Origin of the sequence: Microbacterium sp. SD291, assembly GCF_017355365.1 — a bacterium.
GTDB lineage: Bacteria > Actinomycetota > Actinomycetes > Actinomycetales > Microbacteriaceae > Microbacterium.
Genome location: NZ_JADIJR010000009.1, coordinates 84,563 through 110,903, shown reverse-complemented (window position 1 = coordinate 110,903; position 26,341 = coordinate 84,563). Strand labels below are relative to the sequence as shown.

22 protein-coding genes are annotated in these 26,341 nt (G+C 70.5%); 10 read left to right on the top strand and 12 right to left on the bottom strand.

Going from position 1 to position 26,341, the window contains the following annotated elements; all coding sequences use genetic code 11:
- The first annotated feature begins 72 nt into the window (after window positions 1-72).
- Complete coding sequence (locus IPV10_RS07375) at window positions 73-324, top strand: DUF4242 domain-containing protein (RefSeq protein WP_207482247.1); 252 nt, start codon at window positions 73-75, stop codon at window positions 322-324.
- Window positions 324-902 carry a hypothetical protein gene (locus tag IPV10_RS07370; protein WP_207482245.1) on the top strand — a complete coding sequence of 193 codons (579 nt, stop codon included), beginning with the start codon at window positions 324-326 and terminating at the stop codon, window positions 900-902. Before IPV10_RS07375 ends, IPV10_RS07370 begins: the two co-directional genes overlap by 1 nt.
- Before the next feature lie 34 nt (window positions 903-936).
- Here the strand turns inward: IPV10_RS07370 and IPV10_RS07365 are convergent, their stop codons facing one another.
- Both IPV10_RS07365 and IPV10_RS07360 read right to left on the bottom strand, forming a co-directional pair.
- Window positions 937-1,932 (bottom strand): helix-turn-helix domain-containing protein, encoded by a 996-nt coding sequence (locus IPV10_RS07365; RefSeq protein ID WP_242684733.1) that lies wholly within the window; start codon window positions 1,930-1,932, stop codon window positions 937-939.
- A 68-nt stretch (window positions 1,933-2,000) separates the two neighbouring features.
- The gene (locus IPV10_RS07360; protein WP_374192222.1) at window positions 2,001-2,744 is read right to left on the bottom strand and encodes an alpha/beta hydrolase; all 744 of its coding nucleotides are present in this window, start codon (window positions 2,742-2,744) and stop codon (window positions 2,001-2,003) included.
- 254 nt (window positions 2,745-2,998) lie between these two features.
- Here IPV10_RS07360 and argG point away from each other — a divergent pair, with 254 nt between their 5' ends.
- The 5 genes from argG (at window position 2,999) to IPV10_RS07335 (ending at window position 10,672) form a co-directional block, all read left to right on the top strand.
- Window positions 2,999-4,444, top strand: coding sequence for an argininosuccinate synthase (gene argG, locus IPV10_RS07355; RefSeq protein ID WP_207482236.1), 1,446 nt, complete (start codon window positions 2,999-3,001; stop codon window positions 4,442-4,444).
- A 172-nt stretch (window positions 4,445-4,616) separates the two neighbouring features.
- Window positions 4,617-5,237, top strand: coding sequence for a TetR/AcrR family transcriptional regulator (locus IPV10_RS07350; protein ID WP_207482228.1), 621 nt, complete (start codon window positions 4,617-4,619; stop codon window positions 5,235-5,237).
- Window positions 5,234-6,031 carry a hypothetical protein gene (locus IPV10_RS07345; RefSeq protein ID WP_207482226.1) on the top strand — a complete coding sequence of 266 codons (798 nt, stop codon included), beginning with the start codon at window positions 5,234-5,236 and terminating at the stop codon, window positions 6,029-6,031. Before IPV10_RS07350 ends, IPV10_RS07345 begins: the two co-directional genes overlap by 4 nt.
- On the top strand, window positions 6,028-7,881 hold the full coding sequence (locus tag IPV10_RS07340; RefSeq protein ID WP_207482219.1) for a YhgE/Pip family protein: 1,854 nt from the start codon (window positions 6,028-6,030) through the stop codon (window positions 7,879-7,881). The genes IPV10_RS07345 and IPV10_RS07340 overlap by 4 nt, the downstream gene beginning before the upstream one ends.
- Window positions 7,882-8,014: 133 nt before the next feature.
- A complete protein-coding gene (locus IPV10_RS07335) occupies window positions 8,015-10,672 on the top strand; it encodes a penicillin acylase family protein (RefSeq protein ID WP_207482217.1) in 2,658 nt (885 codons plus the stop codon).
- 78 nt (window positions 10,673-10,750) lie between these two features.
- Here IPV10_RS07335 and IPV10_RS07330 read toward each other — a convergent pair whose 3' ends face one another.
- Both IPV10_RS07330 and IPV10_RS07325 read right to left on the bottom strand, forming a co-directional pair.
- Window positions 10,751-11,914 (bottom strand): endo-1,4-beta-xylanase, encoded by a 1,164-nt coding sequence (locus IPV10_RS07330; RefSeq protein ID WP_207482215.1) that lies wholly within the window; start codon window positions 11,912-11,914, stop codon window positions 10,751-10,753.
- Between the two features lie 116 nt (window positions 11,915-12,030).
- Window positions 12,031-13,389, bottom strand: a complete 1,359-nt coding sequence (locus IPV10_RS07325) for an MFS transporter (protein ID WP_307861082.1) — start codon at window positions 13,387-13,389, stop codon at window positions 12,031-12,033.
- A 216-nt stretch (window positions 13,390-13,605) separates the two neighbouring features.
- Here IPV10_RS07325 and IPV10_RS07320 point away from each other — a divergent pair, with 216 nt between their 5' ends.
- Window positions 13,606-14,367 carry an alpha/beta fold hydrolase gene (locus tag IPV10_RS07320; protein WP_207482213.1) on the top strand — a complete coding sequence of 254 codons (762 nt, stop codon included), beginning with the start codon at window positions 13,606-13,608 and terminating at the stop codon, window positions 14,365-14,367.
- 71 nt (window positions 14,368-14,438) lie between these two features.
- Here IPV10_RS07320 and IPV10_RS17305 read toward each other — a convergent pair whose 3' ends face one another.
- The 7 genes from IPV10_RS17305 to IPV10_RS07285 form a co-directional block, all read right to left on the bottom strand.
- Window positions 14,439-15,194: an endonuclease domain-containing protein gene (locus IPV10_RS17305; RefSeq protein ID WP_207482211.1), complete on the bottom strand. Its 756-nt coding sequence runs from the start codon at window positions 15,192-15,194 to the stop codon at window positions 14,439-14,441.
- A gap of 566 nt (window positions 15,195-15,760) precedes the next feature.
- Window positions 15,761-16,150, bottom strand: a complete 390-nt coding sequence (mnhG, locus tag IPV10_RS07310) for a monovalent cation/H(+) antiporter subunit G (RefSeq protein ID WP_207482210.1) — start codon at window positions 16,148-16,150, stop codon at window positions 15,761-15,763.
- Window positions 16,147-16,416: a monovalent cation/H+ antiporter complex subunit F gene (locus IPV10_RS07305; RefSeq protein WP_207482202.1), complete on the bottom strand. Its 270-nt coding sequence runs from the start codon at window positions 16,414-16,416 to the stop codon at window positions 16,147-16,149. Before IPV10_RS07305 ends, mnhG begins: the two co-directional genes overlap by 4 nt.
- On the bottom strand, window positions 16,413-17,093 hold the full coding sequence (locus tag IPV10_RS07300; RefSeq protein WP_207482200.1) for a Na+/H+ antiporter subunit E: 681 nt from the start codon (window positions 17,091-17,093) through the stop codon (window positions 16,413-16,415). The genes IPV10_RS07305 and IPV10_RS07300 overlap by 4 nt, the downstream gene beginning before the upstream one ends.
- A complete protein-coding gene (locus IPV10_RS07295) occupies window positions 17,090-18,643 on the bottom strand; it encodes a Na+/H+ antiporter subunit D (RefSeq protein WP_207482197.1) in 1,554 nt (517 codons plus the stop codon). Before IPV10_RS07295 ends, IPV10_RS07300 begins: the two co-directional genes overlap by 4 nt.
- On the bottom strand, window positions 18,640-19,263 hold the full coding sequence (locus tag IPV10_RS07290) for a Na(+)/H(+) antiporter subunit C (protein WP_207482195.1): 624 nt from the start codon (window positions 19,261-19,263) through the stop codon (window positions 18,640-18,642). The genes IPV10_RS07295 and IPV10_RS07290 overlap by 4 nt, the downstream gene beginning before the upstream one ends.
- The gene (locus IPV10_RS07285; protein ID WP_207482193.1) at window positions 19,263-22,232 is read right to left on the bottom strand and encodes a Na+/H+ antiporter subunit A; all 2,970 of its coding nucleotides are present in this window, start codon (window positions 22,230-22,232) and stop codon (window positions 19,263-19,265) included. Before IPV10_RS07285 ends, IPV10_RS07290 begins: the two co-directional genes overlap by 1 nt.
- A 136-nt stretch (window positions 22,233-22,368) precedes the next feature.
- Here IPV10_RS07285 and IPV10_RS07280 point away from each other — a divergent pair, with 136 nt between their 5' ends.
- Window positions 22,369-23,862: a hypothetical protein gene (locus tag IPV10_RS07280; protein ID WP_207482191.1), complete on the top strand. Its 1,494-nt coding sequence runs from the start codon at window positions 22,369-22,371 to the stop codon at window positions 23,860-23,862.
- Between the two features lie 118 nt (window positions 23,863-23,980).
- On the opposite strand, the gene IPV10_RS07275 is transcribed toward IPV10_RS07280, so the two are convergent.
- Window positions 23,981-25,048 (bottom strand): LacI family DNA-binding transcriptional regulator, encoded by a 1,068-nt coding sequence (locus IPV10_RS07275; RefSeq protein ID WP_207482189.1) that lies wholly within the window; start codon window positions 25,046-25,048, stop codon window positions 23,981-23,983.
- 59 nt (window positions 25,049-25,107) lie between these two features.
- Here IPV10_RS07275 and IPV10_RS07270 point away from each other — a divergent pair, with 59 nt between their 5' ends.
- Complete coding sequence (locus IPV10_RS07270) at window positions 25,108-26,334, top strand: MFS transporter (RefSeq protein ID WP_207482187.1); 1,227 nt, start codon at window positions 25,108-25,110, stop codon at window positions 26,332-26,334.
- Window positions 26,335-26,341: the final 7 nt, after the last annotated feature.

Here is a 26,341-nt window from a genome sequence, read left to right as displayed (position 1 = left end):
GCCCATGCGCCCATGTTGCCGGTGCGGTGTGCTGGATGCATCCGCTCCACACACCACGAAGGGAACGAAATCATGCCGCTCTACATGGATGTCCACTCGCTCGGCGAGGCCGTGACGATGGACGACGTCGCCAAGGCGCACGCCGCCGACCTCCAGACCCAGGCAGCCTACGACGTGCAGTACCTGCGCTACTGGGTCGACGAGCCGGGAGGCAGGATCTTCTGCCTCGTCGACGCACCCGACCCGGACACGGCGAACCGGGTGCACCGTGAGGCGCACGGACTCGTCGCCGACGAGATCCACCTCGTGAAGGAGGGCGTGTGATGCGCGCACCGCTGCGCCGGCGCCTCGTCGCCGGGTTCGCGGCGACCGCGGCGACGGTCGCGCTGGCCGTCGCGGGGGCCGCACCGGCCAACGCGCACGACCACGCCGACGACGACCTCACCTCCCAGGCCGCCATCGCGGAGGTGCGCGCCGCGACCGCGCAGTTCCAGGACGTCACCGCGGCCGAGGCCGCCGGATACGGCCTGCTCGAAGACGCGGCGCACATCGCCTGCATCGACAAGCCCGGTGCCGGAGGCATGGGCATCCATTACGTCAACCTCGGCCTCGTGCTCGACCCGGCGTTCGACCCGGCGACCCCTGAGGTGCTCGTGTACGAGCCCGACAAGCACGGCCACCTGAAGCTCGTCGCCGTGGAGTACGTCGCCTTCGAGTCGACGCTCGGCGGCGCGGTGCCCGAGCTCTTCGGCCAGACGTTCCACCGGATGCCGGGAGCCGGCGAGGCCGAGCTGCAGAACCGCTACGGGCTGCCGGCGTTCTACGAGCTGCACCTCTGGCTCTGGAAGCACAACGTTGCAGGCATGTTCGACGACTGGAACCCGAAGGTGGTCTGCCCGTGACGCCTGCTCGCGCTCGCCCCGCGGACTCTTCTGCTCAGCCGGCGAGCGTGAGCAGCATCCGCGCGAGGGCGTAGCGCATGCGCCCGCGCGAAGTACGCGGGTCGTAGCCGAGCACGTCGATCAGGGCCGCGAGCCGCTCCTGCACGCTGGAGTGATGGCGTCCGAGGCGGACGGCCGCGGCGCGCACGCTGTGCTCGGCGGCGATGGCGTCCAGCAGTTCGAGGCTCCTCGCATCCAGGCCGGCGAGAGCCGCAGCATCCGGATGCAGCGGTCCCGACCCGGCTGCCTCGGCGACCAGAAGCGCCGCGCCGAGCGCGGCGGCGTCGATCACCGGCTCGTCCGCGCTCGTCAGCCGCGCGGCGATCAGCGCCGCCGACCAGGAGCGCGGCAGCTCGTGATCTGGGCCGGCGAGGCCGACGCCGAGACGGGGCGCCGCGGCATCCGGCCAGGCCTGCTCCGCATCCCCGGCACCGGTGATCAGAGTCGCCCGCGTGAGCCCGTGCGTGGTGGCGACCACGGCCGACGGATGCTCGGGCAGCGGCGCCGGGTCCGGCGGCGACGCCACGACGCGCAGCGGCACCGGCGGCAGGCGAAGGCGCGACAGTGCCGCAGCCCGCTCGTCGGCGCTCGCGTACGAGCTGATCGCCAGCTCCACCGCGCTCTCCTGACCGACGGCCCGGCGGGCACGCACGATGCCCAGCGCGAGGGCGAGACGCTCCAGGATCATGGCGTCGTTGGTGTGCGCGGTCCCGTCGCGTTCGATCCAGGCGACGGCATCCGCTCCGCTCTCGCGCAGCGTCCACTGCGGATCCGGTTCGGCGGGGTCGATGCGGACTCCGTCGGCGCGGACCCGCATGACCTGCTTCCCGTCACGATGCCCGACGGTCGCTCCGCTGAGCACCGCGGCGCCGCGAAGCAGGCTCTCCAGACCCACCGAGCGCGCGACGAGCGCGTCGAAGTAGGACACGACCTTGTGCGTCTCGCTCGCATCCGGATCGAGGGCGGTGAGCCGCCCCAGCAGATCTTGCATGTCTGGCTCCATCGCGCGGGAGTTCCACCCTACGCCGGTCGCGGAACCACCGGCGCAGGGCGATCTGACTACGCGAGGAGCCGGTTCACCCAGTTGTCGCGGGCTGCGGCGGATGCCTGAGACACGGCGGCGTGCGGCGCGAACATGTCGAAGCCGTGGAATCCCCCGGCCCAGACGTGGAGCTCTGCCTGGACACCGGCTGCCCAGAGAGCGGTGGCGTAGGCGACGTCCTCATCGCGGAAGACCTCGGCGCTTCCGCAGTCGATGAAGGCCGGAGGAAGGCCGGAGAGGTCGGTCGCCCGTGCCGGCGCGGCGTAGATGGAGACGTCGGCCGCGCTCTTGCGGTCACCGAGAAGCGCCGTCCAGCCGGTGACGTTCGATCCGCGGTCCCACACGCCGATCCCGTCGATCTGCTGCGTCGAGACCGACTCGTCGCGGTCGTCGAGCATCGGGCACAGCAGCAGTTGGCCGACGAGAGCGGGGCCGCGGCGGTCGCGCGCGAGCAGCGCAGTGCCCGCGGCGAGACCGCCACCCGCGCTGGCGCCGCCGATCAGCAGCCGCGCAGGGTCGATGCCGAGCTCGTCGCCGTGCTCCGCGGTCCAGCACAGCGCCGCGTAGCAGTCCTCCACCGGATACGGATCCGGGAACTCGGGTGCCAGCCGGTACTCGACCGTGACGATCACGCCGTTGAACCGCTCGGCCCAGTCGAGGAATCCCGTGACGCCGAGCCACCTGTTGCCGAGGATCATCCCGCCGCCGTGGGTGTGGAAGAACCCGGGGCCTGTTCCCGTGCGCCCTTCCTTCTCGATCACCGACACGACGATCTCTCCCGCGCGAGGGCGGCCCCCAGTTCGGGGTCGAACGGCGGGCGTGCGAGCAGATCGGTCATGGGAACTCCTTCGTCCACTGTGTCCAGCCACCGTGCGGTGGTCGTGGAGCCAGCTTCGTTCGCTCTGGCTCCGAGGGTAACCCGCCGAGCGGGGCCCATCCGCGGCCGGGCGACCGCCGGGTGGCGGGGCCGCGGCCCGTCCGAAACAGCCGACATGCCGCCGATAGACTGGGAACCATGTCCAAGGTCCTCCAGTCCCTGCCCGTCGGCGAGCGCGTCGGCATCGCCTTCTCCGGAGGACTCGACACCTCCGTCGCCGTCGCGTGGATGCGCGACAAGGGTGCAGTGCCCTACACGTACACCGGCGATCTCGGACAGTACGACGAAGACGATATCGAGTCGATCCCGGGCCGCGCGCTCGAGTACGGCGCCGAGGCGTCTCGCCTGGTCGACTGCAAGACCGCCCTGGTCGAAGAGGGTCTCGTCGCCCTCTCCTGCGGCGCGTTCCACATCCGCTCCGGCGGCCGGACCTACTTCAACACGACGCCGCTCGGCCGCGCCGTCACCGGCACGCTGCTGGTGCGCGCCATGAAGGAGGACGGCGTCGACATCTGGGGCGACGGCTCCACCTACAAGGGCAACGACATCGAGCGGTTCTACCGCTACGGACTCCTCGCGAACCCCCGCCTGCGCGTGTACAAGCCGTGGCTCGACGCCGACTTCGTCACCGAGCTCGGCGGCCGCAAGGAGATGAGCGAGTGGCTCGTCGCCCACGACTTCCCCTACCGCGACTCCGTCGAGAAGGCGTACTCGACCGACGCGAACATCTGGGGCGCCACGCACGAGGCGAAGACCCTCGAGCACCTCGACGTCTCGCTCGAGACCGTAGACCCGATCATGGGCGTGAAGTTCTGGGATCCGTCGGTCGCGATCGAGACCGAAGACGTCACGGTGACCTTCGAGGCCGGCCGCCCCGTCGCCATCAACGGCGTCGAGTTCAGCGACCCGGTGGCCCTGGTGCAGGAGGCGAACACGATCGGCGGACGCCACGGCCTCGGCATGAGCGACCAGATCGAGAACCGCATCATCGAGGCGAAGTCGCGCGGCATCTACGAGGCCCCGGCCATGGCGCTGCTGTTCATCGCCTACGAGCGCCTCGTCAACGGCATCCTGAACGAGGACACCCTCGCGACCTACCACGAGCAGGGCCGGCGCCTTGGTCGCCTGATGTACGAGGGACGCTGGCTCGAGCCGCAGTCGCTCATGCTGCGCGAGTCCATCCAGCGCTGGGTCGGCCTCACGATCTCGGGCTCGGTGACGATCCGCCTGCGTCGCGGCGACGACTGGACGATCCTCGACACGGTCTCCCCGAATCTCTCCTACGGCCCCGAGAAGCTGTCGATGGAGCGCGTCGGCGACGCCGCCTTCGGCCCGGTCGACCGCATCGGGCAGCTCACGATGCGCAACCTCGACATCGCGGACTCGCGTGCCCGTCTCGAGCAGTACGCGGGCCTCGGCCTGGTCGGCGGGGCGACCGGCGAGCTCGTCGGCCGCGTCACGGCCGGCGAGTCCGGCGAGATCACGGAGTCGGTGCACGGCTCTGTGTCCGAGGCCGACGAGGCGCTGACGGATGCCGTCGACGTGGCATCCGAGGGCGCTGCCTTCGACTCCGGCACCGACTGACAGGTTCCTCCCCTCTTCACTCCGGGGGCCGACACGCCACTTGTCGGACCGTTTCCACGGTTCGGTCCGACATCCGGCGTGTCGGCCCCCTGTCTGTGCGCACGGAACACGGATGCTGTGAGTCCGCCTAACTATCTTGCACATGCTTGTGCATATTAAGTAGCCTGGACGCATGACCACCCGTGCACCCCGCCGCGATGCCGTCGAGAATCGCGCCGGCATCCTCGACGCCGCCCGCACAGCCCTCGCGAGCGACCCGCACGCCTCCGTCGACGCGATCGCCCGCAGCGCAGGGCTCTCCCGCCGCACCCTGTACGGCCACTTCGACGACCGCGACGCCCTGATCCGCGAGCTCATCGCGAACGGCGCCCAGCGCTTCAACGCGATCGCGGAATCGGTGACGGATGCCGACGCCCGCCTCGCGCTGGCGCGCCTCACCGCCCTTCTCTGGCAGGAGGCCGCACACGTGCAGGTCGCCGCAGCCCTCGCCCTCGACGAGGCGCACGTCGAGCACACGGCCGAGGCGCTCGCACCGCTGCGCCGCACGGTCGCGAACCTCGCCCGCCGCGGGCAGGACGACGGCAGCTTCCGCACCGATCTCGCCGCCCCGACGCTCGCCCGCCTCATCGAGGAGATGGCACGGACCGTGGTCGCCAGGACGGATGCCGACAGCCCGGGCGCCGCGAACGTCGCGGTGCGCACGGTGCTGAGCATCGCCGGTCTCTCCTGGCGCGAGACGGACGCGCTGCTCGCCGCCCACCCGGAGTTCGTCGCCGCGGAGACCGGCGCATGAGGGTCGCGCTCCACGAGGTGACGAAGGGCAGGGCCGGTCAGGCGCTGCCGCCGACGAGCCTCGAGTTCCACACCGGCGCCGTGCGCTACGCGATCGCCGAGACCGAGCAGCGTCCGACCGTGCTCGGCCTGATCGCGGGCGGGCGCATGCGCCCGGACTCCGGCCGGGTGACGATCGACGGCGCCGCGGGCTCCCGGCGGCTGCGCCGCGCCGTCGCGCTGGTCGACGCCCCCGACGTCAGCGACCCGCACCCCGACATCGCTCTCGCCGGAGTCGTCGGCGAGGAGCTGATGTTCGCAGGCCTCGGCGCCACCCCGCTGCACGCCCGCCGCTGGCTGAACGGGCTGGGCTTCGGGGAGCTCGCCTCCGTCCCGATCGGAAACGTCGACCCCGCGGCCCGCGTGCGGATCCTGTGCGAGCTCGCCGTGCTCCGGGAGGGCACCGAGAGCATCGTCCTGGTCTCTCCCGACCGGCACGGCGGCAGCCCGGACGGCTGGTGGCGCATCGCCGGCGAGTTCGCCGACCGCGGGTACGCGATGCTCGTGATCCTCGGCGGGTCCGCCGCCGTCGCCCTGGAGCGGATGCAGGAGCTCGGCGCGGTGAACGCCTCGGGCCCGGTCGAGCCTCTCGTGCTCGACGAGCCGCGGCCCGCGGCATCCGCGCACTCCGAAAACGGGGACGAGACGCCGGTGCGCCCGCGTGTCGGCGATGAACACGCCGACGGCGACCCGGATGCTCCGGGTTTTCCACCCGTCTCCGCCGACCACACGACCGAGATCGGAGCAGAGCAGTGAAGGTTCCCGCCATGATCGCGGCAGAGCTGCGACGCCTCACCGCGAGCCGGATGGGCGTCATCGCCCTCGTGGCACTCGTGTGCGTGCCGATCCTCTACGGCGGCCTGTACCTCTGGGCCAACCAGGACCCGTACGCCAAGTTCCCCGAGGTGCCCGTCGCGCTCGTCGTCGACGACGTGGGTGCGGCGTCGCCGTCGACCACCCCGTCGGGCCAGGCCGGCGCGGCCGTCGCGGCCTCCACCACCGTCGATTACGGCGAGAAGGTCGCCGAGAACCTGATCGAGGGCGACGCGTTCGACTGGCAGCGGATGACGTCCGAGGAGGCGGCGGATGCTCTCCGCGACGGTGCGGTCGACTTCACGGTGACGATCCCCGCCGACTTCTCGGCCGCTCTGACCTCGGCCGCGGGCGACGATCCGCACCAGGCGCGGATCGAGCTCGAGACGAACGACGCCAACAACTACCTCGCCTCATCCATGGGCGCGCAGGCCGTCGAGAAGATCCGCAGCTCGGTGGCCGAGATGGTCGGGAGCGAGGCCGCCGGGCGGCTTCTCACCGGGCTGAGCGACATCCGCGACAGCCTCGTCACCGCCACCGACGGCGCCACCCGCCTGACCGACGGCGCGAACTCCGCGGCATCCGGCAGCGCCACCCTCGCCGACGGCGCATCGCAGCTCGCCGAGGGCACGGCTCAGCTCTCCGCCGGGGCGACGACCCTGGCTGCCGGCGCCCAGCAGGTCAGCGACGGCAACCGCCGGCTCGCCGACGTCGCCGACCGCGCCGGCTCCGCCATGCAGCAGGCATCCGACGCGCTGCCGCAGGTGCGCAGCGACATCGCGACCGCGCTCGCCGAACGCGGGATGCCGCAGGAGGAGATCGACCAGGTCCTGACCCGTCTCGACCCGCTCGCCACGCGGCTCCGGGACGGCAACACCACCGTGCAGACGGCTGTCGGCGAGGTCGACCGGCTGGCCGACGGTGCCGCTGCCGTGGCATCCGGGGCGACCGAGCTCGCGACCGGTGCCGCCACCGCGGCCACGGGAGCAGCGGCCGTGAACGACGGGGCGGCCGAGCTCCGCGACGGACTGGGCACTCTGGCCGCGGGCGCCGCCGAGCTGCGGGACGGCCTGGCCGACGGGGTGCAGCGGATCCCGGCATCCACTCCCGCACTGCGCTCGCTGCAGGCCGACACGATCGCCGACCCGGTCAAGGTGTCCAGCGACAAGGTCGCCTCCGCCGAGGACTACGGCGCTGGCCTCGCACCGTTCTTCGCGGCGCTGTCGGCCTGGATCGGGATCTACGCGCTGTTCCTGATCGTCAAGCCGATCTCCCGCCGCGCGGTCACGGCGCTGCACTCGCCCGTCCGGATCACGCTCGCCGGCTGGCTGACCCCGGCGATGCTCGGGGCGGTGCAGATGGTGGGGCTGATGGGGATCCTCGCGATCACGCTCGGCTTCACGTTCGACCATCCGATCGGCACGCTCGGCGTGATGATCGTGGCCTCGGCGACGTTCGCCGCGATCATCCTCGCGCTGAACGTCTGGCTCGGGTCCGTGGGGCAGTTCCTCGGCCTGGTGCTGATGGTGCTGCAGCTCGTGACGGCCGGCGGCACATTCCCGTGGCAGACGCTGCCCGCGCCGCTCGCGGCCCTCCACCACGTCCTCCCCCTCGGCTACGTCGTCGACGCCATGCGCCAGCTGATGTACGGCGGGAACCTCGGCCGGGCGGGCTGGGACCTGGCAGTCCTCGGCCTCTGGCTCGCGGGGGCGCTGGTGCTCGCGATGGCCGGCGTGACGCGGATGACGCATCGCCGGACGCTGCGCGATCTGCAGCCGAGCCTGATCGGGTGATCCACAGGTTCAGAGCGCGCCATCCGGCACCGCCGCTCTCCGGATAGGATGCGAGGGCGCGTCCACCTGATACGCGCATCTGGGCTCGGCGGGACTGAGTCTCAGCTCGTGATACCCGAAAGAGCTCTGGACGATGACGACCGATCCCCTGGAAGCAGCCGTACCCTCACGCCGTCCGCTCGCCGTGCGAATCGGGCGGATCGCCTTCCTCGTCATCGCCGGAATGGTCGTGGTGGCCGTCGCTCTCGCGTTCTTCGTGACGTGGACGATCCAGCGCTCGTTCCCGCAGACCGAGGGCGAGGTCGCGCTCGACGGCCTGAAGGCCGAGGTCACGGTGCAGCGGGATGAACGCGGCATCCCGACGATCACGGCCGATTCGACCGACGACCTGTTCTACGCAGAAGGATTCGTGCACGCGCAGGACCGGTTCTTCGAGATGGACTTCCGCCGCCACGTCACCGCGGGGCGGGTCGCCGAGATGTTCGGCGAATCGCAGGCCGCGACGGATGCCTTCCTCCGCACCCTCGGCTGGCGCGAGGTCGCCGAAGCAGAGGTCGAGGCGATGGACGAGACCACCCTCGGCTACTACGAGGCGTACGCCGACGGCGTGAACGCCTATCTCGCCTCGCGCTCCGGCGCCGAGCTGTCACTAGAATATGCCGTGCTCGGCATGCAGTACGGCAGCTACGAGCCGGAGCCGTGGGAGCCCGCCGACTCGGTCGCGTGGCTCAAGGCGATGGCCTGGGACCTCCGCGGCAACATCGAAGACGAGACCGAGCGCGCGCTCCTGGCCACCGAGCTCACCGGCGCGGAAGACCCCGGTGTCGCCGCGGGGGTCCAGGCCACGCTGGAGCAGCTCTACCCCGCCTACCCCTTCGACGAGAACCCGGTGATCGTGCCGAAGATCTCCACCGTCACCGCGCTGGAGACGGATGCCGAGCCCGCCTCACACTCTCCGCAGAAGTCCGGCGACGAGATCCAGGCGGCCACCTCGACCGTCGAATGGCAGGAGGCGTCCGACGTCATCGAAGCCGCCAGCCTGCTCGTCGGCGACGTGGGCGAGGGCATCGGCTCGAACTCCTGGGTCGTTGCCGGCGACCATACCGAGAGCGGCATGCCTCTGCTCGCCAACGACCCGCACCTCGGGGCCTCCCTGCCGTCGGTCTGGTACCAGGTGCAGCTGAAGTGCTCCACCGTGACGGATGCCTGCCCCTTCGACGTCGCCGGGTTCTCGTTCTCCGGCCTGCCCGGCATCGTGATCGGGCACAACCAGCACGTCGCATGGGGGTTCACGAACCTCACCACCGACGTCACCGATCTGTACGTCGAGAAAGTCGAGGGCGACTCCTACTGGCGCGACGGCGCCCTGGTTCCGCTCGAGGAGCGCTCCGAGACGATCAAGGTCGCCGGTGGCGACGACATCCCGCTGACCATCAGATCCACGGTGCACGGGCCGATCATCTCCGGCCTCACCGACGACTTCACCGCGATCGCCGGCGATGCCGACCCCGGTCTCGCGGCGGGCGGCGCCTCAGTGGCGGAACCTGCGACGACCGACGAGAGCGAGTACGCGGTCAGCCTGCGCTGGACGGCGCTCGATCCCGGCACGGCCGGCACCGCTGTCTTCGCGCTCTCGACGGCGAAGGACTTCGACGACTTCCGCAAGGCCGCCGCGCTGTTCGACGTCCCCGCGCAGAACCTGATCTACGCCGACACCGAGGGCAACATCGGGTATCAGACCCCGGGCCGGCTGCCGATCCGCGGCGCCGGAGACGGCTGGATGCCGCAGCCGGGGTGGGACAGCGCCTACGACTGGACCGGCTTCATCCCGTTCGAGGATCTGCCGGTCGCCTACAACCCGTCGTCCGGGTACATCGTCACCGCGAACAACGCGATCGTGACCGACGACTACGGGTACTTCCTCTCCAGGGACTGGGACTACGGCTACCGCGCATCTCGCATCGCGCACCTGATCGAGCGCCGCGCCGCGGTGGCCCCCCTCACGGCGGAGGACATGCGCGACATCCAGATGGACAGCGAGATGTGGATCGGCAAGCAGCTCGCCGGCGCGATGGCGGACATCGAGGTGAAGGGTGCAGGCCCCGCGGAGGCGGTCGCGCTGCTGCGCACCTGGGATGCCCAGAACCACGCGGCCTCGCCCGCCGCCGCGTACGCCAACGTGCTGTGGTCGAACCTCGTCCGGAACATCTTCGCGAAGCGCGAGCATCCGCTTCCGATCGACGACCACGGCCGCCTGTTCACGGTGGTGGGCGCCCTGCTCGACGACCCGTCGGACCCGCTCTGGACGAACCCCGAGATCGACGTGGCCGGGATGGAGGAGATGCTCGCGCTGTCCGCCGAGGAGGCGTATGCCGAGCTGTCCGCGCTTCAGGGCCGTGCCGTGAAGCACTGGAACTGGGGCGACCTGCACGCGATCACCCTGACCAGCGACACGCTCGGCTCTTCGGGCGTCGCGCCGATCGAGGCCCTGTTCAACCGCGGACCGTACCCCGTGAGCGGAGGGGCCTCGGTGGTCAACGCCACCGGCTGGGAGCTCGGCGTCTCGTATGCGACGACGACGGTCCCGTCGATGCGCATGGTGGTCGATCTCGCCGACTTCGACCATTCGACGTGGATCCACCTGACCGGGGCCTCCGGCCACGCCTTCGATGAGCACTACACGGATCAGGCGGAAGACTGGGCCGCCGGAATCCAGAGGCGGTGGGCATACACGGGCAAGGCGGTGGATGCCGCGACGACGGAGACGCTTGTCCTGACCCCTGCAGGGTGACTCGGGCTCGCAGAGCCTGACGCCGTCGCGTGGTGCACGTGACGGGCGACCGGCGCTGCGGTCGCCCGTCACGCCCGCTCAGCCGCGGCGGGGTGAGACGCCGGGCGTGGCGTCCTGCAGCGAACGGAGCATCGCGTCGAAGGCGGGCTTGGGCGAGTAGTCGTCCTCGAGGATCGTCGCCCAGCCCTCACCAGGGAAGACATCGGGAACCCAGGAGTTCGCGTCCGGGAAGCCCCACACGGTGAACGACGAGCACGCCGTCACGTTCAGGCACGCCTCGAGCATCGCGTCATAGCGCTCGGCCTGCACGGCGACCTGCTCCGGAGTGGGGCCGGTCTCGCCCTCGAGCAGCGGGATGCGGACATCCGCCTCGGTGACGGCGACCTGAAGCCCGAGCGCGGCGAACCGCTCGAAGTTCGCCTGGATCGAGGTGTCGAAGCCGTAGAGCAGGCTGAGGTGGCCCTGGGCGCCGAAGCCGCCGAGCGGCGCACCGGCGTCCAGCATCCGCTCTGCCAGCTCGTAATAGGCGTCGGTCTTCTCGTTCACGCCTTCGGCGTTGTAGTCGTTGAGGAACAGCACCGCGTCGGGATCGGCTTCATGCGCCCACCGGAATGCGTCCACCAGAAGCGCGACCGGGTCATCGGCGCAGGCCCTGAGGAACGGGTTCGCCTCGGTGCGCAGCCGCACGCCGCCGTTGTCCCAGGTGTCCTGGAAGATCTCGTTCGCGACGTCCCACTCATAGATCCGGCCCTTGAAATGGCCGACCACGGTGCGGATGTGGTCCTCGAGCACGTCTCGTGCCTGATCGCAGGTCCACGCAGCGCCGGCCTCGGTGACCCAGGCCGGGTTCTGGCTGTGCCAGAGGAGGGTGTGGCCGCGCACCTGCTGGTGGTTCGCCTCGGCGTAGGCGACGAGGGCATCTGCCGACGCGAAGTCGTAGACGCCCGGCGCGGGGTGGATGGCATCCCACTTCATGTCGTTCTCGGGTGTGAGCGACGAGAACTGGGCGCCGAGCACCTGCTGGTACTCGGTCGGTGCGGCCGGGTCGTAGTCCGTGAGCTGCTGCTTGCCCCACACGGCGCTGCCGATCGCCAGGTCGCTCGGCGCCTGATTGCGCAGTGCGTCCTTGTCGGCGCTGCTGAAGCCCGGGGGTGTCGCGTTCGCGGCGGACACTGCGCACAGGGGCAGCACCAGGGCCGCGGCGGCCGTGGCCACGAGTAGCGATCGCATGGATCGTCGCATGGGAATCTCCTGACATCGTCGTCATCGCGCGGCATGGTTCCGCGCTTATGTTGATAGCGCGGCGATCCGCGTCGGTACACGAGTTTCGAAACTCGCATCCGCCGGCGGTCCGTGGCCTATGCCGGCGCGGGGACGGTTGCGGATGCCGCCGCGGCGGCACGACGCGCGATGACCCAGATCCCGGCCGCCGCAGCGAGGAAGATCGCCGCGAGGATCGCCCAGCCGGCAAGGCCGAACGTGATGGCGGTGGCGTTCACCACGAGCGGCGAGGCGAGCGCTCCGAGCGAGAAGCCCATGCCGAAGACGCCCTGGTACGCGCCGGCGCGCACCGGATCCGCGAGCTCGAAGCTGAGTCCCCATGCGCCCGCCTGCGACAGGATCTCGGCGAAGGTGTGCGCGATCGTGCCGGTGATCAGGACGACGATGGCGATCCAGGCGGGAAGCCCTGCGGCGAGCGCGTACACGAGACAGGCGACGACCATCAGCCATCCGGCGATCATCGTGACGCGCCCTGCCACGCGCAGGTCGTGCGTGCCGCGGGAGGCGCGCACCTGGAAGAGCACGACCAGCGTGGTGTTCACGATCAGCAGCACGGACACCATGACCTCAGGGGCGTTCGTGTTCCGGGTGATCCAGAGCGGAACTCCGAGTTCGGCGACGCCGAACTGCATGCCGAAGATCGCCGAGAGAGCGCTCAGCAGCAGGTAGCGGCGATCACGCCACGGCGAGCGCCGGCCCCAGTCCTTCCGCTCGGCGGCCGCAGCCTCCGTGGCATCCGTGTCGATCGACCCGGTCTCGGTGTGCAGGGGCCCCGCCTTCGTGCGCGCGGGCGCGTCGACCGCAGCCGTCAGCCGCAGCAGGGGCAGCGATCCGACCGCGCACAGCATGCCGGCGCCGGCGATCACCAGCCGGTAGCTCTCCGGCGTTCCGAGCGCGAGCGCGATCGCGCCGAATCCCGACCCCGCGGCGATCGACAGGTTCGTGACGGTGCGGAGCACGGCGCGGGCGTGCACCCGCCGATCGGGGGCGAAGCCGCGGGCGATGATCGCCGACCGCGATGAATGCCCGATCGAGTCGAAGAACCCGGACAGGCTCGCCAGCACCAGCGCCGAGAGGAAGTCGCCGGCGAACGCGTAGGCCGCGAGCAGCAGCCCGCCGAGCACCTCGAACGAGAACGTCAGCTTCCTCGCGCTCCAGCGATCGGCGAGCCAGCCGCCGAGGAAGGACGCGACGACACCGCAGCCGCTCGAGACCGCGAGCACGACGGCCGCCTCTGTGGCGCTGAGCCCGACGATCTGCGTGAAGAAGAGCACGGTCACCGCGAGGAAGACGCCGCGACCGACGCGGGACACCGCCGTGGCCGTGACGAGGGCGCGGAGCACCGGATCGCTCAAGCTGGCCGAGATCCTCGCGAAGAGCCCTCTCGCCTCCGGCGCCGTCTCGAGCTGGTCGGTGTCGGGGCCGGGCGAAGTCACCCTTCATCCTCGCACGGGGTGCCGACGGCATCCGCTCGGCGCCCGACGGTCCGGGGGTGCCACCCGGTCCGGGCGTCTCCCGGTCCGGGTGCGTGTCCCGGTCAGGGTGCGTGTCCCGGTCCCGGTGCGTGTCCCGGTCCGGGTGCGTGTCCCGACCCAGGTGCGTGTCCCGGTCGACTGTCGCCGACGACGACCGGCGTCGGTTACCGTGGACGGATGCCCAATCGTCTGCTCGCGCCGCAGGACGTTCCCGCGTCCGTCGTCGAGTTCGAGCACCGCGGCGCGACCCTGATCGCGGAGACGTTCGGGTCCGGCGCGCACACGTTCGTGCTGCTGCACGGCATCGGGATGGGCCGCAGCGTCTACCTCGACACGGTGCAGCGGCTGCGCGGCCGGGTGATCGCATTCGACCTCCCCGGCTTCGGCGAGGCCCCGGAGCCTGCGCGCACCCTCACGATGGAGCGGCATGCGGATCTCGTCGCCGCCTACCTCCGGCACGCCGGCGAGAAGCCGGTGGTGGTGATCGGCCACTCCATGGGCAGTCAGATCGCGGCCGAGCTCGCCGGGCGGCATCCGTCTCTCGTCGCGGGGGTCGTGCTGGCCGGTCCGACCGTGAACAGCGCCGCGCGCAGCATCCGCGCCCAGGCGACGTACCTGCTGCGCGACCTGATCGGAGAGCGTCCGATCGTGATCCTCCGGGGTGCCCGCGAGTACCTGCGGGGAGGCCCGAACCTGATCCGCAAGATGCGGGCGACGATCGTGCACGAGGCCCAGGACGCCTACAAGCGGATCGGGACCCCGGTGCTCGTGCTGCGCGGGCAGGACGACCCGCTCGCGCCGATGAGCTGGTGCCGCGAGATCATCGACGCCATACCGGGCGCCGAGCTCGAGGTGATCCCCGATCACGGTCATGGCACGCTGATCAGCGACTCGGCCAAGGCCGTGCATCTGATCCAGCGCTTCGCCGAGCGGCTCTGAGGCGCTGGCGCGGCGCGGCGCGGCGGCGCGGTCTCGGGTCTGCCGCACTCGCGCGCCATAACTCCGGAGAATCAATGCAGTTTCCGGGCCCGCCTTGCCTGTTCGGCGTGATCGGCGTCAGATCTCCGGAGTTGTGGCGCTGCGCGATCGCCGAGGAACGGCGAGAACGCAGTCACGACCGCGAGAATCGCCGCGCGCACCTCGTCCCGCTTGTTGAAGATGTCAGCCGCCAGGATGCGGATCGTGACGTACCCGAGCCCGGCCGCGGCCAGATCGCGTTCCCGGTCGGCGACCTGCCGATCCCATCCCTCGTGGAACTCGCGGCTGTCGCATTCGATGATGAGCCAGCCTTCCACGACGAAATCGACTCGGCCGACGCCGGCGAGCTCGACCTGGGTCTCGAATCGCAGTCCGAGCGCGCGCAGGATGAGTCGCATGAACGTCTCAGGGCCCGATTCCGCTGAGCCGTCCACGAGGGGCAGCAGCATCTGGAAGCGGGCCGGAAGCTCCTCGAAGATCCGGACCAGATGCTCCCGAGTCAGCAGCCGATGATGCAGGACGCTGTCAAGGGTCGCGATGGCATCCCGCGGGCTCTGGCATCTGACGGACTGACGCACCGCGTCCCACACTGAGACGGCATGGTCCAGCCCCTCCTCCGTGCAGTCGCTCCAGTGCAGCTTGGCGGTCGACGGCCGTCGCGCGCGACTGCGTGAGAGGTGCGGGGGTACATGGACGTGCAACCCCGGCTCCGTCATCACGAACACCCCGAGCATCCTCAACAGGGTCAGGCAGGCGAGTCGGCCGCCGATGCGGACTGCTGTGATCACGTCCGGCGGGGTGTCCGGCGACGCGTATCGTCCGCGGCGTACACGGAGGAGACGGCCGGCTCGGACGTCGTCGGTGATCCCGTGAGGAGAGCGACCGCCTCTTCGGAGCTCATCTCGGGTCATGATGCTGACGCGAAGCATGTCGGCGAACCGCTCGGCCACCGTTCGGGGTTTCTGGAGCATGCGGGAAACCCTGCCGTCTTGAGGCGCCCCGTGGGGTCTGGCGGGCCTGTTGGGGAGGATTTTCGCGGTCGCGGCGCTCTGTGCAGGAGGAGTCGATCCGCCATAACTCCGGAGAATCGGCGGGCTTTCCGGCCCTGACGCCTCCAGCCGCAGCTTCACGCACGGATCTCCGGAGTTATGGCGGTCAGGGGCGGGCAGACTAAGGGGCGGGCAGACTGACGGGCGGGCAGATGCGGACGGCGTCGGTGGCGGGCGCGCCACAACTCCGGAGAATCGGCGGGCCGCCTACCCGGTGATGCGCCAGCCCGCAGTTTCACCCACGGATTTCCGGAGTTATGGCAGATTCAGACGCCCCGGGCGGCGGCGGATCCGCCCGAGCCGGGCTACCCCGCGGCGGGCGGGGTCTGCTTCGACTCGGCGAGCTCGTCGACCACGAGGTGCCGCTGGTCGACCGTGCCGTTCCGGTACGCCTGGCGCCCGACCATGTGCGCCGAGAGCGGCGCGGTCGCGAGCTGCATCAGCACGACGGGGGCGACGAGGACCAGCCCGAGCAGGATGCCGCCGATCGACCGCTGCGACAGCGCGACCGCGAGGCAGATGAGCAGCAGTCCGAGCACCTGCGGCTTGGTCGCCGCGTGCAGCCGCGACGGCACGTCGCGGAAGTGCAGGAGCCCGATCGCGGCCGACAGGCAGAGCAGGGCGCCGAGGAGGATCAGCACGAGCACCGCCACGTCGATGACGGCATCCGGGATCATGAGACCGAGCACGTTCATGGTGTCGTGTTGTCCCTTCTCGCGACGAACCGCGCGACGGAGATCGATCCGAACACGCCCACCGCGGCGATGATCAGCAGCACCGGGATGCTGCGGGTGTGGCCGTTGATCGCCATCTCAGCGCCGAGTACGCACATCACCTCGGTGAGCAGCACGTCCGACGCCACGGCGCGGTCGAGGATCGACGGTCCGCGCACGATCCGGATGACGGTGAGGATCGCCGCCGCACCGAACACGACCATGATCGCCATCAGCAGGAGGTTCATCGGGCACCGCCCCTCTTCGAGTCACCGGCACCGGAGCCACCGGCACCGGAGCCACCGGCACCGGAGCCACCGGCACCGGCCGAGCCGCGGGCCGTCGAGCCGGCACCGCCGCCACCGGCCGCGCGCTCGTCGGCCTTGAGCGCACGGTACTGCGCGGGGTCTCCGAGCGCGCGCACGATCCGCTGCTCCCAGCGCAGCACGCCCGCGCGCTGCCGCTCGACGTCGGCCCTGCTCCGCACGCCGATCACGTGCAGATAGACGATGCGCCGATCCCGATCGGACTCCACGACCAGCGAGCCGGGGATCAGCGAGGAGACCACCGAGACGTGAGTCATCAGCAGGTCATCCGCGTACCGCAGCGGCACCGCGATGATCGCCGCCCCCGGCTGGCGGCGGAAGTCGAGCACCTGCGCCGTGACCACGAGCGCTCCGTGGACCACCGCGAACACGAACTGCACCACGAACAGCGCCGCGTACCAGAGGTTGATCCGTCCGGACAGCTCGACGGTCGGCAGGCGGAACACCCGCGTCACGAACACCGCGACGACGAGCCCCGTGAGGAACGACAGCACCGTGAACTGCGCCCACAGGAGCATCCACAGGACAATCAGCCACGCGAGGAACGGCAGCTGCACGCGGATGTCGCGCCAGAGATGACGGCGGGTCTCGGGAGTCATCCGTCCACCTCGTCTTCCAGCTGCACGAGGCTGACCGGTTCGAGCAGCGCGGCGCCGATCCGGTCGCAGAGCGCATAGAGAGGACCGGCGAAGATCGTCAGCGAGACGGTGACGACGACCATGCCCGCTGTGGCCACGGTCATGATCTTCGGGATGCGGCGGCGCTCCTGCTGCTCGTCTGCGGCCGGCGCGTTGCCGAGGTGCGAGATGCGGCCCTCGGTCTCGACGGAGTCCTCCTCCTCGCGCCAGAACGCGAGGTTCCACGCGCGCATCAGGGCGTAGAGCGTGAGCAGCGAGGTGATGATGCCGCCGAAGATCAGCACGATCATGAGCGGGGTTCCGACGGATGCCGCTGCCTGGAACAGCGCGACCTTGCCGATGAAGCCGGAGAACGGCGGGAGTCCGCCGAGGTTGATGGCGGGGATGAAATAGAGCACCGCGATCACGGGCGCGATCTTCAGCAGGCCCTTCACCCGGAGGATCGACGTGCTCCCCGCGCGGCGCTCGATGAGACCGACCGCGAGGAACAGGGTCGTCTGCACGATGATGTGGTGGACGATGTAGTACACCGTCGCGCCGATCGCCGCCGGGGTCGCGATCGCGAGACCGAAGATCATGTAGCCGACGTGGCTGACCAGCGTGAACGACAGGATCCGCTTCAACTCCGCCTGCGCCACGGCTCCGAGCACGCCGACGACCATCGTCGCGAGCGCCACGATCAGCAGCAGCGTGTTGATGTCGCTCTCGGAGAAGAGCTGCGTCTCGGTGCGGATCAGCGCGTAGACGCCGACCTTCGTGAGGAGTCCGGCGAAGACCGCGGTGACGGGGGCCGGGGCCGTCGGGTACGAGTCGGGCAGCCAGAAAGACACGGGGAAGATGGCGGCCTTGATGCCGAACGCGACGACGAGCATCAGATGCAGCACAAGCTGCGTCTCCTGCGGCAGCTCCGTCATCCGCTCGGCGATCTGCGCCATGTTCACCGTGCCGAGCGCGCCGTAGATCATCGCGATCGATGCGAGGAACAGGATCGACGAGACGAGCGAGACGACGATGTAGACCGCGCCGGTGCGGATGCGGGACTCGGTGCTGCCGAGCGTGATGAGCACGTACGAGGCGACCAGCAGGATCTCGAAGCCGACGTAGAGGTTGAAGAGGTCGCCGGCGATGAAGGCGTTGAAGATGCCGGCGGCGAGGATCAGGTACGACGGGTTGAAGATCGAGATCGGCGTCTCGTCGGTGCCGTCGGCCGCGCCTTGCCCGATCGAGAAGAGCAGGACCGCGAGCAGGACGATGCTCGACACGAGCACCAGGAGCGCCGCGAGCCGGTCGACGTACAGCACGATGCCGAACGGCACCGGCCAGCCGCCCACCGAGACGGCGAGCGGGGCGCCCGCGTCGACCGCGACGAGCAGCACGGCCGCGATCACCGAGACGGCGGCGAGCGTCGCGACGGTCACGAACACCTGGAGTCGCGGGTTTCGGCCGAAGATGAGGGTCACTGCGGCGCCGAGCAGCGGCACGGCGACGAGCAGGGGCACGAGCGCGCTCATGGGCGATCCCCTTCGTCTCGGGACCGGTCGTCTCGGGGCCGGTCGTCTCGGGGCGGCTCGTCCAGGAGCTCGTCCTGCGGCGCACGATCGGTGCGGCGCCCGCCATCGGCGGCGGAAGCCGCTGGCCGGTCGACCGGCCCTTCGCCGTGGATCGCGGGATGCTCTCGCAGGGTCACCACGGTGATCGGGGCGGTCTGCACACCGACGAAGTCGGTGGTGGCGTCGTCATCCGCCGTCTCCCCCTCGTCGTCCATCAGGTCCTCATCGGCATCCGTGCGCTCGCGCAGTGCGATGTCGGCCTCGTCGTCCTCGACCGTGTCGGCCTGGCCGAGCTGCCACGAGCGGTAGATCAGCGCGAGCAGGAACGCCGAGACGGCGAAGGTGATGACGATGGCCGTGAGGGTGAGCGCCTGCGGGAGTGGATCACTCACCTCTCCCCCGGTCCCGAAGAAGGGTGCGTCGCCCGGCACGCCCATCACGATCAGCAGCAGCAGGTTCGTGGCGTTGCCGAGCAGCAGGAAGCCGATGAGCACCCGCGTGAGGCTTCGCTCGAGCATCGCGTACACACCGCACGCGAAGAGCACCGCCATGATCACGATCAGGGTGAGTGAGACGTCCATCAGACATCCACCCCCCGCACGTGCCTTGGCTGCTGGCCGTCGCGGAGCGCCTGCGCCTGCCGGTCGACCTCGGCGCCGAGGCTGCGCAGCACGTCGAGCACCAGCCCGATCACCACGAGGTACACGCCGATGTCGAAGATCGTCGAGGTGACGAATTCCATGTGCCCTATCCCCGGGATCTCCCACTCCCAGAACGAGCTGGTGAGGGGCGACAGGCCGAAGAACAGCGGGATGACGGCGGTGCCGACCGCGAGCATGAGGCCGGCGCCGAGGAGGCGCCCTGCGTCCGTCGGCGCGGCGGCGCCGAGCTCCCAGCGCCCGCCGGCGATATACCGCATGACCAGGGCCATGCCGGCGACGAGTCCTCCGGCGAAGCCGCCACCAGGGAGGTTGTGCCCGGCGAACAGCAGGAAGATCGAGACGACGATGATGGTGTGGAAGAGGATGCGGACGATCACCTCGAGCAGGATCGAGCGGTTCTCCGGCTTCATCTTCTGCCCGCCGACGAGCCAGGCCCGGTGGTTGTTCTCGTTCTCGGAATTCTGGAAGCGGATGCCGTCGGTCGTCTCGACCAGCGGGCGGCTCCGGGCGGCGCGGCGGGTGGCATCGGGCAGCGTCTTCGTCGCGGCGAGGAGATCGGCGCGATGCGTCACGAACACCAGGGATGCGACGCCGGTCGCCGCGAGCACGAGAACCGAGAGCTCGCCCATCGTGTCCCAGCCGCGGAGGTCGACGAGGGCGACGTTGACCACGTTCTTGCCGTGGCCGATGTCGTAGGCGAGCTCAGGGAACGCGATCGAGATCGGGTCGGCGATGCGCGACTGCGTCGCGACGACCGCGACCAGGGCCATGGTCACGCCGACGGCCAGGCCGAGCAGCGCGCGCGGGATGCGCCCGACCGAGGCGTTGTGCTCGCCCATCCGCGCGGGTAGGCGCCGCAGCACCAGCGCGAAGGTGACCATGGTGACGGTCTCCACGAGGATCTGCGTGAGCGCGAGGTCCGGGGCCCCGCTGGTCGCGAAGAGCACCACCATGCCGAGGCCGGTGACCGAGACGAGCACGACGCCGGTGTACCGCTTCTGCGCGCGCACGGCGAAGATGCCAGCGGCCGCCATCAGCGGGGCCACGGCCAGCTGTGCGGGCGTGTGCCAGGCCGAGAGCTGGTACCGGTCGATGTCGCTCGCGACCAGCGCGGTGACCTCGGCGGCGACGAACACGACGAAGATCGTCCCCACGTAGACGGGGAGCGAGCCTCGCTGGGTGAACGAGGTGCTGAGCACCGACACCCGGTCGACCCCGCGGACGACGAGGTAGTACACGTCCGCCGCGGTGAACGGCAGCATCCGCTCACGGCGGTCCCAGCCGCTGCGGCGAGTGAGCAGGAACATGCCGATCCCGAGGAGGATCGAGAGCGCCGAGATGCCGAGGGCGGGCTCCAGGCCGTGCCAGAGCGCGAGATGGCCCGGCCCCTCGACGGCCTCGCCGGTCGCGGGATCGAGTCCGGGCGCTGCGGTGATCGCGTACTCGTGAAGGACGACGTCGAGCGCGGGGGCGCCGATCCCGGCGGCCAGGGTCGCACCGGCCAGGATGATCGGCGCCGCCAGGAACCCGACGGGAGGGTCCGGCCAGGCCGTGTCCGGCATCCGGTCTCCGCGCTCATCGCGCTTGGTCCAGAACGCACCCCAGAGGAACCGCGCCCCGTATGCCGCTGTGAGCATGGACCCGATCGTGACCCCGATGATCGCCACGAGGCCCCAGGGAGATCCGCCCTGTGCGTCGTCGAGGAGCGCCGTCAGCGTGGACTCCTTGGCGACGAATCCGATGGTCGGCGCGACGCCGGCCATGGATGCCACCGAGATGAATGCCGCGATCGTCATGATCGGGGCCTGCCGCCAGACGCCGGAGAGCTCGGTGATGTCGCGCGTGGAGAGCTGACGGTCGATCACGCCCACGATGAGGAACAGCGCGGACTTGAACAGCGCGTGACCGATCACCAGGGCGAGGCCTGCCAGCGCCGCAGCCTGCGTGCCGTAGCCGGTCACGACGGCGAAGAAGCCGAGCTGGCTCACTGTGCCGAACGCGAGGATGCGCTTGAGGTCGGTCTCGCGCAGCGCCTGGATGCCGCCGAGCAGCATCGTGATGATCCCGAGCGTGATCACGATCGGGCGCCACGGCGCGCTGAACGCGAAGATCGGCGCGAACCGCGCGATCAGGTAGATGCCCGCTTTGACCATCGCGGCAGCGTGCAGGTAGGCGCTGACCGGGGTCGGTGCCGCCATCGCGCCGGGGAGCCAGAAGTGGAAGGGGAACAGCGCGGACTTGCTGATCGCACCGACGAGCAGCAGCACGATCGCCGCGTCGACGACGGCACCGGTCGGCGCGAGCTCGAGGATCTCGCGGATGCTGGAGGTGCCGGCATCCACGACCAGGAGGATCACGCCGACGAACATCACGAGCCCGCCCAGGGTGGTCACGAGAAGCGCCTGGAGGGCGGCGCGTCGGCTGGTCGCGCGGCGGCGATAGTGGCCGATCAGGAGGTACGAGAGGATGCTCGTCACCTCCCAGAACATGACGAGCATCACCAGGTCGTCGGTGAGGACGAGCCCGTACATCGCGCCGGCGAATCCGAGGAGGACCCCGGCGAACTGCCCGATCCCCGCCGAGTCATCGTGGAAGTACCACCGGCAGTACAGCAGCACCAGCGCGCCGACGCCGGTCACGATCAGCGTCATCACCCAGCCCAGGACGTCCATGTGCATGGAGAGGTCGAGGCCCAACTGCGGGATCCACTCGATCGCCTCGAACGGGGCGCGATCCGCATCCAGCACCTGCGGGGTCAGCACCAGCGCATGGACGAATGCCGCGGCGGGAATGAGTGCGGCGACCGCGAAGGCCTGTGCTCCGAGCCAGCGCACGAGCACCGGCATGAGGATCGACCCTGCGAGGAACGCGGCGAGGAGGGTCAGCACGTGCAGGGCTCCCTCGGGGCTCGTCGGCTTTGCGGCTCAGGCGGGCGGGTGTCCGTCCAGTTTACCGGCACGATTCCGCGCATGCGGGCGAAAAGGGCTCGTCCGGACGGCTCCGGCGGCATGCGAGAGTGGTCGCATGCAGCGCGCGTGGGTGCGGGAGATCGCCGGGTGGAGCGGTGCGGCGGCCATCGCGATCCTCGTCACGGCGCAGGTGTCGGCGTCCCCGCGGGCCGGCCTGCTCTTCCGCGACGGGGATTCGCTGGTCGTGGCGATGTTCGCGCAGTCGCTTGCCGCCGGGCATCCGCCGGACTGGGCGATGTCCAGCGTGCTGTTCCTGCCGGAGACGGCGCTGTTCGCGGCTCTCGGTGCGCTCCTCCCCCTCGATCTCGACGGCCTGCTCGCGGCGAACGCCGTCGTGAACGTCATCGCGCTGTACGGCGCACTCCGTCTGGCCGCGGGCCGACGCCGGGCGGGACTCGCGCCGGTCGCCTGGTCGCTCGGCGCCCTGACGGCGTTCGGGATGCTCGCGATCACCGAGGTCTCGGCGTCGCGTGACGCACTCGAGCTGTCGTCGCTGCTGCTCACCACGACGTACTACTCGTCGACCGTGATCGCGGTGATCGCCGTGGTCGGCCTGATGCGGCGGACGCTCGACGGATCGCGCTCGAAACCGGGGCTGATCACGGCTGTGGCGGCGGTCGCCGCAGTGGCGACCCTCACGAATCCGCTCTTCGCGGCATGGGCGACAGCCCCGCTCACCGTGCTGCTCGCCCTTGCGATGCTGCGATCAGGCCGGCGGCTCCCCCTCGGCCTGATGGCGGCGCTGATCGCGGGCACGGCGATCGGCTTCGCCGGACGCATTCCGTTCGCGGCATGGATAGCCAATACGGGCGCGGGTTACGCGCGGCCCGCCGAGTGGACGCAGTCGATCGTCTACTACTCGGGCCTCGTCGGCGATCGCCTCTCGACTCCGCCGGGCGTCGTCGGCTGCATTCTCGCGCTCGCACTCATCCTGGTCGCGATCCGGCAGACGGTCCGGGCGCGCACCCCTGGCCCCCGCCTCGTGGCCGCCTCCGGATGGATGCTGCCGCTGCTGGTCGTGATCGGCGCGGTCGCACTCGGCACCCACGCCGCACGCTACCTGCAGCCGGTCGCGTTCGCCCCGCTGCTCGCCCTGGTCGCGCATCCGGAAGCGGTGCGGATGCCCAGACGCGTGTCGCGCGCACTCGCCGCCGCCGCCGCGCTGCTGGTGCTCGTCGGCGGCGGGCTCAGCGTGCCGCGGCTCGCCGCCGCCCAGGAACCTGATCCCGACCTCGCGTGCGTGGTCGACTGGGTGAGCGACTCCGGGCGCACCGGTGCCGGCCAGTTCTGGACCGTGCGCCTTCCGAAGGCGCACCTCGAGGCACCGGAGCAGCTCGTGCAGGTCGACCATCGCCTGAACGGCTACGCCTGGCTCGTGGACCGGAGCGACTTCCGGGCCGGCGAGGTGTCGTTCCTGCTCGAGGATGCGCAGACCGTCCGGTGGGATCTCCCGGTGGCCGCGCTGCCTGACGAGATCGTCGACTGCGGGCGCTACCGGATCCTGGACTTCGGCGACGTCACGCTGCCCCTGGGCCCCCCGCACACCTGATCTCTCCCGCCGCCCCGGCCCGCGAGACTTCACAAATGTCTCGAAATCCCGCGGAAAACGTGACATTTGCGAAGTCTCGCGGGCTGGTGGGGGCGGAGCCGCGGGGGACGACGAGCGCTCAGTGGACGGGCGGCGGCGCCGTCGTCGTGCCTGCGCGGAAGCGGCAGGTGAGGTTCTGGGTGATCCCCTGCTCACCTCGCAGCATCCTCGCCACCTGCTCCCCCGCAGCGCGCCCCTTCTCGACGGCCGGCTGCACGCTGGTCGTCAGCACCGGACCGCCGAGCCCGTCGACGGCGATCCCGTCGAAGCCGGCCACCGACAGATCCTCGGGGACGCGGAGTCCGAGCTCCTCCGCCGCCCGCATCACGCCGACCGCCAGCAGGTCGCTCTGGGCGAGCACGGCGGTGGGGCGGTTCTCGGCATCCGCCAGCAGCATCCGCCCGACGAGGAGTCCCTCATCGATCAGGCTCCCCGCCGCGGAGATCGCGGGCGCGTCCGGGAAGATCGACCTCATCCCGGCGAGGCGGTCGATCGTGACCTCGACCGTGGCCGCGTCGAGGCGCGCTGGCGTCACGGCGCCGCGCTCGCGGGCGGCGTCGAGGTGCAGCGTCACGAGCGCGACCTCGGTGTGGCCGAGATCGCGCACATGACGCGCGACGTCCGCGGCGGCGGCCGCGTTGTCCAAGGAGATCCGCGGGATGCCCTCGCCGGCGTCGCCCTCGATCACGACCACGGGCAGCCCGCGCCCGCGGACGATCTCGAGCGATGTCCTGGTGCGCCCGGAGCATCCGATCAGCACGACCGCGTCGACCGGTGCGTTCGCGAGCGGCGCGGTGTCGCTCTCCCCCGGGTCGTCTCGCATCAGCAGGATGCCGGCGCTGAGGTCGGCCAGTCCGTCGGTGAGCCCGTCCATCATCGCGGTCGTCACAGGATCGAGGAACGCGGCGCGGAGATGCCCCTCGAGCACGACGGCCACGATGCCGCTGCGGCCGCGACGCAGCGACGCCGCGCGCGGATCGGGACCTGAATAGCCGAGTTCGGCGGCCGCGGCGAGCACCCGCTCGCGGGTCGCCGTCGCCACCTTCGCCTTGCCGCTGAACACGACGGACGCGGTCGACGTCGCCACGCCGGCCGCGCGCGCGACGTCGGCGATGGTCGCCCGGCGCGGGGTCTCCTGACTGGTCATACTCCGAGGATAGCTCCCCTGGTTTCAAAGGCTCGAATCGATTCGATAGGCTGTGCGACATGGATACCGCACTCACCCGCTCACAGTTCGTCCGGTGGCGTGCCGCGATCTTCGCGATCTTCCTCGCCAGCGGCCTCTCGATCGCGACGTGGGCGTCGCGGGTGCCTGACATCAAGCTCGGTCTCGACATCGACAACGCTCAGATGGGCCTGCTGCTGCTGGCGATGGGCATCTCGTCGATCGTCGGCATCTCGACGAGCCCCGCGGTGATGGCGCGGACCGGCGCGCGCGTCGGGATGCTCGTCACGATGCTGTGCTTCGCCGCGGGCGTCGCACTGATCGGCGTCGGCACGAACGTCGTCGGGTCGCTGCCGATCGTCGTGGTCGGCCTGGTGCTGTTCGGCCTCGGCAACGGCTCGCTCGACGTGATGATGAACGTCGAGGCCACCGCGATCGAGCAGCAGATGAGCAAGACGATCCTGCCGGTGTTCCACGCATTCTTCAGCTTCGGCACGGTGATCGGCGCGGGCTTCGGCGCCCTCGCCGTGCAGCTCGGTGCAGACGTGGCACTGCACACCGCGGTCATCGCCGTCATGATCGTCGTGGCCGCCGTCGTGTGCTTCCTGAACGTGCCCTCTCGCGAGGCCGCGCTCGATCCGGCTCCGCACGAGAAGCCGCACTGGCGCGAGCGGATGCATGTGGCGATGGAGGCGTGGCGGGAGCCGCGCACCTACGCACTCGGCATCGTGATGCTCGGCATGTCCTTCGCCGAGGGCGGCGCCAACGACTGGCTGGCTCTCGGCGTCTCCGAGGACCACGGCGCAGGGCCTGTCGCCGGGGCGGCGGCCCTCGCCACATTCTCAGTCGCGATGACCGTGGTCCGGCTGTTCGGCGGCCCGCTGGTCGACCGCTTCGGCCGCGTCGTCGTGCTGCGGATCCTCGCGGTCACGGCGGCGGCCGGCATCCTGCTGTTCATCCTCGCCCCCAGCACGCCGCTGGTGTTCGCGGGTGCGGCGCTGTGGGGCATCGGCGCCTCGCTCGGCTTCCCCCTCGGCATGTCCGCCGCGGCCGACGACCCGGCCAAGGCCGCCGCGCGGGTCAGCGCCGCCGCGACCATCGGGTACGTCGCCTTCCTCGGCGGCCCGCCGGTGCTGGGGTTCATCAGCGAGCACCTGGGCCTGCTGAACACCCTGTTCATCCTGGTGGTGCTGGCCGCCCTGTCCGGTCTGTTCTCTGCTTCGGCCCGACCGCTCCGCGAGGACGAGATGGCGCCCGCGACGAAGTAGGCTCGAC

Bases quoted from the DNA above. Each gene is read 5' to 3' on its own strand.
- IPV10_RS07335 (WP_207482217.1), top strand. From the start codon at position 8,015: ATGACGACCGATCCCCTGGAAGCAGCCGTACCCTCACGCCGTCCGCTC.
- argG (WP_207482236.1), top strand. From the start codon at position 2,999: ATGTCCAAGGTCCTCCAGTCCCTGCCCGTCGGCGAGCGCGTCGGCATC.
- IPV10_RS07345 (WP_207482226.1), top strand. From the start codon at position 5,234: ATGAGGGTCGCGCTCCACGAGGTGACGAAGGGCAGGGCCGGTCAGGCG.
- mnhG (WP_207482210.1), bottom strand. From the start codon at position 16,150: ATGAACGTGCTCGGTCTCATGATCCCGGATGCCGTCATCGACGTGGCG.
- IPV10_RS07365 (WP_242684733.1), bottom strand. From the start codon at position 1,932: ATGCAAGATCTGCTGGGGCGGCTCACCGCCCTCGATCCGGATGCGAGC.
- IPV10_RS07275 (WP_207482189.1), bottom strand. From the start codon at position 25,048: ATGACCAGTCAGGAGACCCCGCGCCGGGCGACCATCGCCGACGTCGCG.
- IPV10_RS07320 (WP_207482213.1), top strand. From the start codon at position 13,606: ATGCCCAATCGTCTGCTCGCGCCGCAGGACGTTCCCGCGTCCGTCGTC.
- IPV10_RS07375 (WP_207482247.1), top strand. From the start codon at position 73: ATGCCGCTCTACATGGATGTCCACTCGCTCGGCGAGGCCGTGACGATG.
- IPV10_RS07370 (WP_207482245.1), top strand. From the start codon at position 324: ATGCGCGCACCGCTGCGCCGGCGCCTCGTCGCCGGGTTCGCGGCGACC.
- IPV10_RS07330 (WP_207482215.1), bottom strand. From the start codon at position 11,914: ATGCGACGATCCATGCGATCGCTACTCGTGGCCACGGCCGCCGCGGCC.
- IPV10_RS07270 (WP_207482187.1), top strand. From the start codon at position 25,108: ATGGATACCGCACTCACCCGCTCACAGTTCGTCCGGTGGCGTGCCGCG.
- IPV10_RS07280 (WP_207482191.1), top strand. From the start codon at position 22,369: ATGCAGCGCGCGTGGGTGCGGGAGATCGCCGGGTGGAGCGGTGCGGCG.
- IPV10_RS07295 (WP_207482197.1), bottom strand. From the start codon at position 18,643: ATGAGCGCGCTCGTGCCCCTGCTCGTCGCCGTGCCGCTGCTCGGCGCC.
- IPV10_RS07350 (WP_207482228.1), top strand. From the start codon at position 4,617: ATGACCACCCGTGCACCCCGCCGCGATGCCGTCGAGAATCGCGCCGGC.
- IPV10_RS07300 (WP_207482200.1), bottom strand. From the start codon at position 17,093: ATGACTCCCGAGACCCGCCGTCATCTCTGGCGCGACATCCGCGTGCAG.
- IPV10_RS07290 (WP_207482195.1), bottom strand. From the start codon at position 19,263: ATGGACGTCTCACTCACCCTGATCGTGATCATGGCGGTGCTCTTCGCG.
- IPV10_RS07305 (WP_207482202.1), bottom strand. From the start codon at position 16,416: ATGAACCTCCTGCTGATGGCGATCATGGTCGTGTTCGGTGCGGCGGCG.